Here is a 12,325-nt window from a genome sequence, read left to right as displayed (position 1 = left end):
GATCTGACCCCTGATGCATCTCGCCGTCACCGGAAATCTGTCGAAGGTGGGGTGGTGTCGGATGGCGGGGTGTCCGCGGCATGGATGCCGCGGCCAAGCCCCCAGGGATGGGTTTACGGCGTCCCCGCCATCCGACACCACCCCGCCAAGCACACAGAAACCCAGAGCCGACGCCTCAGCTGTTGCCGTTGCTCCGGCCTCTGCGGGCGCCGGGCTGCAAGCCCGGCACCCACCCTGGAACCTCAACAGCAACGGCCACCGTTGCGTCCGCCGTAGCGCGCTTCCTGGCGCTCGCGGAAGAACGTCTTGTAATCCATCGGCTCCTGGTCCGGATGTTTTTCCAGCATGTGCCGGACGTAGTTGTCGTAATCAGGAATGCCACAGCACAGTCGTGCGGTTTGCACCAGGCGCCGCCAGATACGGCGGTGTGCCTGGTACTGGCCGGCGGGAACCAGTTGCGTGCTCATCACAGATCCACCATTTCATGCGGCTTCAGCGCCACGTATGGGGTCTCGCGGTCGCTGCGCTGAGGATTGCGGCGGGCCGCCAGGATGGTCTTGATCGAATACACCAGCACTGCGCCCACCACCAGCAGGAACAGCGCGGTCAGGCCGGTGTTGACGTAGGCGTTGACCACGATCTGCTTCATCTGCGCCACCGACTTGGCCGGTGCCGTGATGGTGTCGCTGGCGAGGGCGGCCTGGAACTTGTGTGCCTGGGCCAGGAAGCCCTGCGCCGGATTGCTGTCGAAGATCTTGATGAAGCCGGCGTAGGTGGTGCAGATCAGCAGCCAGATGGCCGGCACGGCCGTCACCCACGCATAGCGGTCACGCTTCATCTTGAACAGCACCACCGTGCCCAGCATCAGTGCGATACCCGCCAGCATCTGGTTGGAGATGCCGAACAGCGGCCACAGCGTCTGGATGCCACCGAACGGATCGACCACGCCGGTGTAGAGCAGGTAGCCCCACAGCGCCACGCAGCCGGCGGTACCGATGATGTTGGCGGTCCACGATTCGGTCTTCTTCAGGGCCGGCACGAAGTTGCCCAGCAGGTCCTGCAGCATGAAGCGACCGGCACGGGTGCCAGCGTCGACTGCCGTGAGGATGAACAACGCTTCGAACAGGATCGCGAAGTGGTACCAGAACGCCATCATCGCGTCGCTGCCACTGGGAATCGCTTCGTGCAGGATCTGCGCGATGCCCACCGCCAGTGTCGGTGCGCCACCTGCGCGATGCAGGATGGTCGGCTCGCCAATGGCCGCCGCGGTCGCGGTCAGCTGCTCGGGCGTGATGGTGAAGCCCCAGGTGTTGGTGATGTAGTGCGCCGCCGAGGCCGCATCGGCACCGATCACCGCCGCCGGGCTGTTCATCGCGAAGTAGATGCCCGGATCGATGATCGAGGCCGCCACCAGCGCCATCACCGCCACGAACGATTCCATCAGCATGCCGCCGTAGCCGATGTAGCGCATGTGCGCTTCATTGGCCAGCAGCTTCGGCGTGGTGCCGGAGGAAATCAACGCGTGGAAACCGGAGACCGCACCGCAGGCGATGGTGATGAACAGGAACGGGAACATGCCGCCCTTCCACACCGGGCCATCACCACTGGCAGCGAACTGGGTCAGCGCCGGCATCTTCAGTTCCGGCATCACAATCAGGATGCCGACGGCCAGCGCGATGATGGTGCCGATCTTGAGGAAGGTCGACAGGTAATCGCGGGGGGCCAGCAGCAGCCACACCGGCAGCACCGAGGCAACGAAGCCGTAACCGATCAGCATCCAGGTGATCTGGGTGCCGGTGAAGGTGAAGGCCGGGCCCCAGACCGGATCGGCGGCGACCTTGCCGCCGTACCAGATCGCGGCCAGCAGCAGGATCAGGCCGACCACCGAAATCTCGCCGATCCTGCCGGGGCGGATGTAGCGCATGTACACGCCCATCAGGATCGCGATGGGCATCGTCGCGATCACCGTGAACATGCCCCACGGACTTTCGGCCAACGCCTTGACCACCACCATCGCCAGCACCGCCAGGATGATGATCATGATCAGGAACGCACCGAACAGCGCGATGGTGCCGGGCACCTGGCCCATCTCTTCCCGCACAAGATCGCCCAGGGAGCGGCCGTTGCGGCGGCTGGACAGGAACAGGACCATGAAGTCCTGCACCGCGCCGGCCAGCACCACGCCCACCACCAGCCACAGCAGGCCGGGCAGGTAGCCCATCTGTGCGGCCAGCACCGGTCCCACCAGCGGGCCGGCACCGGCAATGGCGGCGAAATGGTGACCGAACAGCACGTGCTTGTTGGTCGGCACGTAGTCCAGACCATCGTTGTTGATCACCGCCGGGGTGGCCCGGGTCGGATCCAGCTGCATCACCTTGTTGGCGATGAACAGGCTGTAGAAGCGGTAGGCCACCAGGTACAGCGAAACGGCGGCGACGACGATCCACAGGGCATTGATGTGTTCGCCGCGGCGCAGAGCCACGGTGCCCAGACAGAAGGCGCCGAGCAGGGCGAGTACCGCCCAGCCTATTTTGGAAAACCCTTTCATGAGGTGCTCTCTCCCGGAAAGACAGTCAAAGAGTCCCGCGTGCCCACGGCAGGGTCAATTGGCACAGGACGAATCGGCGGTAGTACTTTGGTCGTACGCTTGTTGTGCTGACATGCAGCGAACATCAGGGATGGAACAATCGGTTGCGGCGCCGTCCATTGGCGTGCGGCCATGTGGCGTCCATCTTCAGTGGCATCCATCCAACAGGAGTCGCCATGAGCTTTCCCGAACCGGTCCGCGTACTGCGGACCATCCGTGGCATGCCCACCTCCGACGGTGCCGGCGTGCGCCTGACCCGCGTCATCGGCGGCCCGACGCTGCCTGACCTGGACCCGTTCCTGCTGCTCGATGAATTCGGCACCGACCGTGCCGAGGACTACATCGCCGGCTTCCCGGAGCATCCGCATCGCGGTTTCGAGACCGTCACCTACATGCTCGACGGGCGCATGCGGCATCGCGACAACCACGGCAACGAGGGCCTGCTTACCCCGGGCAGCGTGCAGTGGATGACCGCAGGCCGTGGCCTGGTGCATTCGGAAATGCCCGAGCAGGAAAGCGGTCAGATGCGCGGCTTCCAGCTGTGGGTGAACCTGCCGGCGAAAGAGAAGATGACCGAGCCGAAGTACCAGGAGTTCGCGCCCGAGCGCATTCCCGTGGTGCGGCCGGACGCCGGCGTGGAAGTGAAGGTGATCGCCGGCAACGTGGATGGCACGCAGGGCCCGATCGTGCAGCCGGCCACCGATCCGCTGTACCTGGACATCACGCTGGCCCCGGATCGCGCCTGGACCTATGCCTTGCCGGAAGGGCACAACGCCTTCGCGTATGTGTTCGAAGGTGCGGTGACGGTGGGTGAGCAGGACGCGGCGCGCGACGTCGCCCGCCAGGAACTGGCGGTGCTGGGCGGTGGCGAGCAGCTGCATCTGTCGGCCGGCAGCGAGGGTGCGCGGCTGATCCTGGTGGCTGGTCGTCCGTTGCGAGAACCGGTGATGCGCCATGGCCCGTTCGTGATGAACACGCGGCAGGAACTCATGCAGGCCTTCGTCGATTTCCAGGAAGGCAAGTTCTGAGGCGGTGCCGGCCGCTGGCCGGCAACTGCCTGCGGTCACGGCGGATCGAGGTGCCGGCCAGCGGCCGGCACTACCGTCAGGTCGGCTCGCATTGCGGGGATGCTGCAAGGCAGTCATCCCCGCCATCGTCAGTTCCCGGCAGCCACGGCCGACGGGGTCAGGCTCATCCCCTGCGCCAGCTGTTGCAGCGAACCCAGTTCCTGCGCGCTGTCCGGATACAGCGAAATCTGCGCGTAACGCCCTTTGTCGAGCTTGACCACGCTGATGCGGCGCTCGGCATAACCGGGCGGCTGCTGGCCTCCCAGATCGGGCTGGTACCAGTACAGTGATTCACCGCCGAAGCTGCCCTTTTCGTGGCGCAGCGAGCGGTTCAATGGAAGGTTGGGATCGCGTGCACTGAGCATCAGGCTCAGTACCTCGCGGCCATCGCTGGTGCTGGCACGGCAGACCAGGAAATCGGCCTGTGCCTGCTGTTGCCACTGCAGGCCGCTGTTGGCCGGCAATGAAGGACATTCGGTGGGAGCCTGCGCGGCGGCCTGGGCCGCAGCGAACAGCAGGCTCGACAACACTACAGGCGCGAACTTCATGCATCCCCCAAGGTGGTGTGTCGTGGCTCCGTCGGATGGACCGGCGGCCTTGGCATCCCATCCCCGGATGCCCCGCCGGCCGGCATGTGCACGGACGGTCAACTCAACCTTAACGGAACGTGAGCGATCGCACAAATTGCGGTTACAAGCGTAACCATTGCGGCCGAAGGTCGGCCGCAATGGTCCGCACAGGCCTCAGCGGTCGTTGCCGAGCCACTTGTAGATGATGCCGCCGATCGCACCGCCCAGCAGCGGGGCGACCCAGAACAGCCACAGCTGGCTGACCGCCCCGCTGCCGGCGAAGAAGGCCACGGCGGTGGAGCGGGCCGGGTTCACCGAGGTGTTGGTGACCGGGATGCTGATCAGATGGATCAGGGTCAGCGACAGGCCGATCGCCAGCGGCGCGAAGCCAGCCGGTGCCTTGCCGTGGGTGGCGCCCATGATCACGATCAGGAACACGGCGGTCAGCACCACTTCGCACAGGAAGGCCGCCGCCACGCTGTAACCGCCGGGCGACAGCGCACCATAGCCATTGCTGGCGAACGCACCGGCCTGGCTGCCGTCGATGGCGAAGCCGCTGGCCCCCGAGGCGATCTGCAGCAGGATGAAGCCGGCCAACAGGCCACCAGCCACCTGGGCGATGATGTACGGCACCAGGTCCTTGGTCGGGAAGCGGCCACCGGCCCACAGGCCGACGCTGACCGCCGGATTGAAGTGCGCGCCGGAGATATGGCCGAACGCATAGGCGCCGGTCACCACGGTCAGGCCGAAGGCGAGCGCCACGCCGAGGAACCCGATGCCCAGCGGATTGCTGTCACCGCCGAACTTGGCGGCCAGCACCGCACTGCCGCAGCCACCCAGAACCAGCCAGAACGTGCCGAGGAATTCGGCGGACAAGCGTTTACCCATGCTCATGTGTTGCACTCCTTTGACGGTCGAAAGTGTGATTTATGTCACATTTCAATGATCAGCGGGTGACTGTAGCGTCAACGCCGGGTGCAGGCATACACCTTCGGATGTGTGCAACACGCGATGTTCAGTACTGCGGCAGCGGGATGAATTCCTTGTCGTCGCCCGGAATGGTGCCGAAGCGGCCGGCCTCCCAATCGTGCTTGGCCTGCTCGATGCGTTCCTTCGAGCTGGACACGAAGTTCCACCACAGGTGACGCGGGCCATCCAGCGGCTCGCCACCGAACAGCATCGCCTTCACCGGCGTCTTCGCGCGCAGGCGGCCACGTGCGCCGGCTTCGGGAATCACCAGATGCTGTGCAGGGATGTCCACGCCATCCAGCTGTGCGTCGCCTTCGAGGATGTACAGCGCGCGCTCGCGGTGGCCGTCGTCGATATCGATTTCCGCATCCGGGTCGAGATCGATTGCCACGTTGAGGGTGTCGGCGAACACCTTCACCGGCGATTCCTCGCCATAGGCGCGGCCGGCGATGACGCGCAGCCAGGCACCGTTGCGGCGCTGCTCGGGCAGGGTGGCCGCGGCGTGGTGGTAGAACGCCGGCTCGATCTCTTCATGTGACTTCGGCAGCGCCACCCAGGTCTGCATCCCGTGGATCGGGTTGTCGTGATCGCGGTCCGGTTGCGGCGTACGTTCGGAATGGGCGATGCCGCGGCCAGCGGTCATCCAGTTGACGTCTCCGGGGCGGATCACCTGGTCCGAACCGAGTGTGTCGCGATGGCCGATGGCGCCCGACCACAGATAGGTGACGGTGGCCAGGCCGATATGCGGATGCGGGCGCACGTCGATGGCCGTGCCGGGATGCATGAGCGCCGGGCCCATCTGGTCGACGAACACGAACGAGCCGATGCTGCGCGCCTGCACGGTGGGGACGGCGCGACGGACTTCGAGTCCGCCGATGTCGTGCACGCGCGGGGCGATGATGGTGGTCATGCGGGCGTTCTCGCTGGCAGGGATCAGGTGATCAGCATCGCATGCGGCTGTGACGGGGACATGCCCCGTATGGGTAACAGGGTGTTCCAGCCAACGGCGCAGCCCCTCGTGGCTGTGGGGGGGGCGCGTAAAGCAAAAGCCGCGCTTGGCCGGGCGGGGTGGGTTCGCGGGGGACGCCGTGAATCCGTCCGTGGAGGCTTGGCCGCGGCATCCATGCCGCGGACACCCCCGCGAATCCACCCCGCCCGACCTCTGACAGTTTCCGTGTGCGTCCAGCCACGGAGAAGAAAAAAGAAAATCAAAGTCAAAATCAAACGCCGGTTGCTTCGCTCCTGGTGGCGGCCCAGGTAGCCACCCACCCGTTCGTAGTGATCCACACCGGAATCGAGATTCACCGACCGTCACCGGGAAACTGTCAGGGGTGGGGCGGTGTGGGCAGGCAGGACCGTTGGCGCCATGGATGGCCCCATCGAGCCCCCATGGATGGGTTTGCGGCCTCTCCTGCCTGCCGACCCCCCCCCGCCCAACAAACAGAAAAGCCAGAGCCGGCTGTTGCTCTGGCTCTGGCTCTGGCTTCGGCTCTGGCTTCGGCGGTTGCCTCTGCGGGTGCCGGGCCGCAGGCCCGGCCGATAAACTCAAACCACTGGTTCGCGCAGGGTGGGGTTGTCCCAGCCCGGGCGCGGGGCGAAGCGGTCACCGTGATGCTGCTGCAGTGCCTTCAGCCGCTCGACGATCGCATCGGCACCGACCGCACGGATGTGCTGGATCGGACCACCGCGGAACGGGGCAAAGCCGGTACCGAAGATCACGCCGGCATCCAGCAGGTCCGCATCGGCCACAACACCTTCGTGCAGGCACGCCACCGCCTCGTTCAACAGCGGCAGGATCAGGCGGTCCTCAAGATCGGCCGGGGCCTGGTAATCGCTGGCCACGTCCGGCTTCTTCGGCTTGCCGTTTTCCCAGGTGTAGATGCCCTGGCCGTCCTTCTTGCCGCGCTTGTCCGGCTCCACCGTCTGCAAGGCCGCTGGAATCTGCAGGCCCAGGAACGGCGCCAGTTCGCGGCCGACGCCGGCGGCCACGTCCAGGCCGACGGTGTCGATCAGTTCGATCGGGCCCATCGGCATGCCGAACTTCACCGCGGCCCTGTCGATCACCGGGCCCGGAATGCCTTCGGCATATGCGGTGGCGGCTTCCAGCATGTACGGGAACAGCACGCGGTTGACCAGGAAGCCCGGGCTGCCGGCCACCGGTACCGGGAACTTGCCCAGCGCCTTGCAGAACGCGGCCAGGCGGCGCTCGGTCTCCGGCGCCATGCCGTCGTGGTGGATGATCTCCACCAGTGGCATCTGCGCCACCGGGTTGAAGTAGTGCAGGCCAGCGAACTGCGCCGGGCGCTGGATGTGGTCGCGCAGTTCCACCAGCGGAATCGACGAGGTGTTGGTGGTCAGCAGCGCGTCCAGCTTCATCTTCGGCTCCAGCGTCTGGTACAGCGCACGCTTGGCTTCCGGGTTCTCGATGATCGCTTCGATCACCAGGTCGGCCTCGGCCACGCCGTTGCCTTCCAGGTCGGCACGCAGGCGCGCGGCCACGGCGGGGCGCTTGCTCTCGTCGCGCACCTTCTTGGCGAACAGCGCCTGCGCGCGCTCCATGGCGGGGTCGATGAAGCGCTGCTCGCGGTCCTGGAGAGTCACTTCAAAGCCCTTGTAGGCGGCCCAGGCGGCGATGTCACCGCCCATCACGCCGGCGCCGACCACGTGCACGTGGCGGATGCCGGAATCACCACCACCGAGGCCCTTCAGGCGTTCGGTCAGGAAGAAAATGCGGATCAGGTTGCGCGCGGTCGGGGTGCTGGCCAGCTTCACCACCGCGCGGCGCTCGGCGTCCAAACGCGCCTGGATCGGCTTGCCGCCACTGCGCTGCCAGGTGCTGATCAGCGCGTAGGGCGCCGGATACTGGTCCTTCTTGGCCTTGCGTGCGACCTGCTTGACCATCTGCGGTGCCAGCAGCGTGCGTGCCAGCCAGGTGTTGGTGGCCCAGGCCGTCGCGCGCTGCTTGAACGGGCGCGTGGTGCCGGACAGCGCCAGCGCCACGGCGGTGTCGAGCACCACGGCCGGTGCCACCACCTTGTCGACCAGCCCGATGCCACGCGCGGCCGAGGCCGACAGCGTACGGCCGGTCAGCATCATGTCCATTGCCGCGGGAGCGCCGACCAGCTGCGGCAGGCGCGCGCTGCCGCCCCAGCCCGGGAAGATGCCCAGCTGGGTTTCCGGCAGGCCGATGCGGGTGCTGCTGTCATTGGAGGCCACGCGATAGCGGCAGGCCAGCGCCAGCTCGGTGCCGCCGCCCAGGCAATGGCCGTGGATGGCCGCCACGGTGGGGCAGGGCAGCTCGGCCAGCTTCTGGTAGGTAGCCTGGCCGCGGCGGATGGCGTCGTTGACGGTGCCGCGACGGTCGAACTCCTGGAACTCCTTCAGGTCCGCCCCGGCAATGAAGCCGGCTTTCTTCAGCGACTGGATCACCACGCCCTTGGGCGGGTCCAGTGCAATGCGCTCAAGCAGGTCACCCAGCTCCAGCAGCACATCCTGCGACATGGCATTGACGCTGCTGTCCTGGCGATCCAGGGAGAGGACCACCACGCCGTCGTCGCGGATCTCGGGGTGCCAGTGGCTGAAGCGGAGACCATCGAAGCCTGAGAGCATGGACGTTCCATCCGGTTGTGTATGGAGAAGCGGCTATGATCCAGAGGTTGTTTCCCCCGCGTCAAATCCCAATAGCAGGGGAGTGGCGACCCCGGATCCATGGCCGTGGACCGGAACGCTAACGGAACGGTGGTTAAAAGCTGGTGCGGCGCCGGGTGATCGGCGACTGAACTTTTCCCGGGATTGGCAGTCTCATTGCCCGACGTCGGTTGGGCTGACAGGAGTGCGGCCCCTCATGGCCGAGGTTGATACACCACAGGAGCTGGATCTGGAACTGGTCCGGCGCGTGCAGCACGGCGAGAGCGCCGCGTTCGATGTCCTGGTGCGCAAGTACCAGCATCGCGTGGTGGCCCTTGTCGGCCGCTACATCGCCGACTGGAGCGAATGTCAGGACGTTGCCCAGGACACTTTCATCCGCGCCTATCGCGCGATCGGAAGTTTCCGTGGCGACGCCCAGTTCTCAACCTGGTTGCATCGAATCGCCGTGAATACCGCCAAAAACTACCTGGCTTCACACAATCGACGGCCACCGACCGATGACATCGACATCGGCGATGCCGAACAGTTCGACAGTGGTACGCGCCTGCGCGACACCGACACGCCCGAACGCGAGTTGATGCGCCAGGAGCTGGAACAGACGGTGATGAAGGCCGTCAACGCGCTGCCGGAAGAGCTCCGGTCGGCGATCACCCTGCGCGAGGTGGAAGGCCTGAGCTACGAGGAAATCGCGCAGAAAATGGGGTGCCCGATCGGCACCGTGCGTTCACGGATCTTCCGGGCGCGCGAGGCGATCGACACCGAACTCCGGCCGCTGTTGGACATCGGCAGCGCCACCCGTGAGAAGAGCCGCGTATGACCAGTAACCCGTTCAACGAATCGCAGAACCATCAATCGCCCGCCGGGCAGCGCCTGGACCAGCGCCATCGCGAGCAGCTGTCGGCCCTGGTCGATGGCGAGCTGGGCGCCGATGAAGCGCGCTTCCTGCTGCGGCGGATGGAGCATGACCCCGAACTGGCCGGCTGCCAGGAGCGCTGGCAGCTGCTGGGCGACGTGATGCGTGGGCAGGCGTCGGCACTGGCCCCGGCCGGGTTCAGTTCCGCCGTGGCTGCTGCCATCGCCGCCGAGCCTGCGCCGCAGGCCGAGCCGCGCCGTCAGGTGCGTCGCAGTGGCTGGCGGGCCTGGGGCGGTGGTGCCGCACTGGCCGCTTCAGTGGCGGCGGTGGCGCTGTTCATGGGCGGTGAGAAGCTGAAGGAAGCCACCCCGGGCGAGCCGTTGGCACCTCAGGTGATCGCCAGCCAGGCGGAGCTGCCGACCGTGCCGACCGATCCTGCCCCGGTTACCGAAGCCTCTGCAGACACGGCCGCGATGGCTGTGGCGGCGGCTCCCGCCCTGGCGATGGCCACTGCCGGTCGCCGCCAGGACACCCGCCGCGCCAGTGCTACCCGCAGCCAGCAGGCCGCGCGTGCCGCCCAGCGTGAGGACGTGCCGCAACGCGCGGTGGCTGCTGCGCAGGCGCCGCTGACCCCGACCGTACCGGCCAATGGCAGCCGCAACATGCCGTTTGGCGAGGTCGGTGGGCTGCAGGCGCGGCCGTGGCCGCGTTCCAGCCTGGCGCCTGCCGCCGGCGGCGCGCTCAATGCCAGCTTCCCGGCCCATACCGGTGGCGCCGCCTTCTACCCGTTCGAGCCGCGCCTGCAGGACGACCTGCCGGTGCCGCCGCGCCCGCGCGACTGAGCCGGGCGCTTTCACGCCCCGCCGTCAGCGGGGCCCGTATTCCTCTTTCCATCCGATCCGGAGGTTGCCGTCCGATGACTCCCCGACTCCGCACGCAGGCCATGGGCCTGTTGGCCCTGACCCTGCCGCTGGTGGCCTGCGCGCAGGCACCGGCTCCGGCCGCCCCGACCCAGGCTGCTCCAGCCACCGCGCCAAGGGCACCGGCACAGCCGCTGGTTACCGGCCTGCCCGATTTCACCAACCTTGTTGAACAGGTCGGGCCGGGTGTGGTCAACGTCGACACCACCATCGTCCGCACCAACCGCCAGGCTTCGCGGGGCCCGATGGGCGGTGACGACGACATGCCGGAATTCTTCCGTCGCTTCTTCGGCCCGGACTTCCCGATGCCGGGGCAGGGCCCGGGCGGCCCGGACGGTGGCCCCAGCATCAAGGGCCGCGGCATGGGCTCGGGCTTCATCATTTCGCCCGATGGCTATGTGCTGACCAACTACCACGTGGTGGCCGATGCCAGCGACGTGAAGGTCAAGCTGGGCGACAGCCGTGAGTTCAACGCCAAGGTGGTGGGCAGCGACCAGCAGTACGACGTGGCGCTGCTGAAGATCGATGGCAAGAACCTGCCGACCGTGCGCGTGGGTGATTCCAATACGCTGAAGCCCGGCCAGTGGGTTGTCGCGATCGGCTCGCCGTTTGGTCTCGACCATTCGGTCACCGCCGGTATCGTCAGTGCACTGGGGCGTAGCACGGGTGGCGCCGACCAGCGCTACGTGCCGTTCATCCAGACCGACGTGGCGATCAACCAGGGCAACTCCGGCGGTCCGTTGCTGAACACCCGCGGCGAAGTGGTCGGCATCAACTCGCAGATCTTCTCCGCCTCCGGCGGCTACATGGGCATCAGCTTCGCGATCCCGATCGACCTGGCGATGAGCGCGGTCGAGCAGATCAAGAAGAGTGGCAAGGTCACCCGTGGCCAGCTGGGTGCGGTGGTCGAGCCGATCGATGCGCTGAAGGCGCAGGGCCTGGGCCTGCCCGACAGCCGTGGCGCGCTGGTCAACCAGATCGTCGCCGGCAGTGCCGCAGAGAAGGCCGGTGTGCAGATCGGCGATGTGGTGCGTTCGGTCAACGGCAGCCCGGTCAACAGCTGGTCCGACCTGCCGCCGCTGATCGGTGCGATGGCACCGGGCAGCCGGGTCACGCTGGGGGTGATCCGCGACGGCAAGCCGCGCGACCTCAGCGCCACGCTCACGGCGCTGAGCGAAGACGGTCAGGGCAATGCCCGTGCGGCGTCTGCCGCCAGGCCCGATGCGGCACCGCAGGCCGGCGCCAATGCCCTGCTGGGCCTGGACGTGAGCGACCTGACCGCACCGCAGCGCAAGCAGTTCGGCCTGGATGGCAACGAAGGCGTGCGTATCACCGGAGTCAAGGGCCAGGCGGCGCGTGATGCCGGCCTGTCTCCGGGCATGGTGATCCTGCAGGTCGGCCGCACCCCGGTCGGCAGCGTGGAGAGCCTGAACCGGGCGCTGTCCAGCTACAAGAAGGACGACGTGGTGATGCTGCTGGTGCGCACCGGCAACGGCAACAGCGCCTTCGTGGCGGTCAAGGCCGGCCAGTAAGGCCTGCCGGGGCCGCTTCGGCGGCCCCTGTGTCTCCCCTGAAGCCCCGCCCTGGCGGGGCTTCGGCCTTTCCGGGCGGGGCCCGAGCAGTCCGCTTTCGCGGTGGGGCGCCGGGCATGCGATAATCGACCGTTACCCTGACGACGCCGCGCGCCGCCGCCACCTATGTCTTCTGATTCG

Annotated in this window: 10 protein-coding genes; 4 read left to right on the top strand and 6 right to left on the bottom strand. The window is 66.9% G+C overall.

The window, feature by feature from the left end; translation table 11 throughout:
• Nucleotides 1-242: 242 nt before the first annotated feature.
• Together AC5P6S_RS01185 and AC5P6S_RS01180 are read right to left on the bottom strand one after the other, a co-directional pair.
• Nucleotides 243-467, bottom strand: a complete 225-nt coding sequence (locus AC5P6S_RS01185) for a YbdD/YjiX family protein (RefSeq protein WP_005410613.1) — start codon at nt 465-467, stop codon at nt 243-245.
• Entirely contained in the window at nt 467-2,548 is a 2,082-nt protein-coding gene (locus tag AC5P6S_RS01180; RefSeq protein ID WP_005410612.1) for a carbon starvation CstA family protein, read from the bottom strand. Before AC5P6S_RS01180 ends, AC5P6S_RS01185 begins: the two co-directional genes overlap by 1 nt.
• Nucleotides 2,549-2,763: 215 nt before the next feature.
• Between AC5P6S_RS01180 and AC5P6S_RS01175 the strand changes: the two genes are divergently transcribed.
• Nucleotides 2,764-3,615, top strand: a complete 852-nt coding sequence (locus AC5P6S_RS01175; RefSeq protein WP_033834360.1) for a pirin family protein — start codon at nt 2,764-2,766, stop codon at nt 3,613-3,615.
• A 128-nt stretch (nt 3,616-3,743) separates the two neighbouring features.
• On the opposite strand, the gene AC5P6S_RS01170 is transcribed toward AC5P6S_RS01175, so the two are convergent.
• The 4 genes from AC5P6S_RS01170 to AC5P6S_RS01155 form a co-directional block, all read right to left on the bottom strand.
• A complete protein-coding gene (locus AC5P6S_RS01170) occupies nt 3,744-4,202 on the bottom strand; it encodes a hypothetical protein (RefSeq protein ID WP_005410610.1) in 459 nt (152 codons plus the stop codon).
• 195 nt (nt 4,203-4,397) lie between these two features.
• Nucleotides 4,398-5,117 (bottom strand): aquaporin Z, encoded by a 720-nt coding sequence (gene aqpZ, locus AC5P6S_RS01165; protein ID WP_005414195.1) that lies wholly within the window; start codon nt 5,115-5,117, stop codon nt 4,398-4,400.
• Nucleotides 5,118-5,238: 121 nt separating this feature from the next.
• Nucleotides 5,239-6,102, bottom strand: coding sequence for a pirin family protein (locus AC5P6S_RS01160; protein WP_012480977.1), 864 nt, complete (start codon nt 6,100-6,102; stop codon nt 5,239-5,241).
• Between the two features lie 635 nt (nt 6,103-6,737).
• Nucleotides 6,738-8,801 (bottom strand): 3-hydroxyacyl-CoA dehydrogenase NAD-binding domain-containing protein, encoded by a 2,064-nt coding sequence (locus AC5P6S_RS01155; RefSeq protein WP_495204430.1) that lies wholly within the window; start codon nt 8,799-8,801, stop codon nt 6,738-6,740.
• 235 nt (nt 8,802-9,036) lie between these two features.
• On the opposite strand from AC5P6S_RS01155, the gene rpoE reads away from it, so the two are divergent.
• The 3 genes from rpoE to AC5P6S_RS01140 all read left to right on the top strand — a co-directional run bounded on the left by rpoE (nt 9,037) and on the right by AC5P6S_RS01140 (nt 12,145).
• Nucleotides 9,037-9,657, top strand: coding sequence for an RNA polymerase sigma factor RpoE (gene rpoE, locus AC5P6S_RS01150; RefSeq protein ID WP_005414197.1), 621 nt, complete (start codon nt 9,037-9,039; stop codon nt 9,655-9,657).
• Entirely contained in the window at nt 9,654-10,535 is an 882-nt protein-coding gene (locus AC5P6S_RS01145) for a sigma-E factor negative regulatory protein (RefSeq protein ID WP_005414198.1), read from the top strand. The genes rpoE and AC5P6S_RS01145 overlap by 4 nt, the downstream gene beginning before the upstream one ends.
• A 74-nt stretch (nt 10,536-10,609) precedes the next feature.
• Nucleotides 10,610-12,145 (top strand): DegQ family serine endoprotease, encoded by a 1,536-nt coding sequence (locus tag AC5P6S_RS01140; RefSeq protein ID WP_005410604.1) that lies wholly within the window; start codon nt 10,610-10,612, stop codon nt 12,143-12,145.
• Nucleotides 12,146-12,325: the final 180 nt, after the last annotated feature.

Source organism: Stenotrophomonas sp. YJH_SMC_119, from assembly GCF_059368315.1.
Note: the sequence above shows the minus strand (reverse complement) of the source record. Positions and strands in the feature narration are given on the sequence as shown.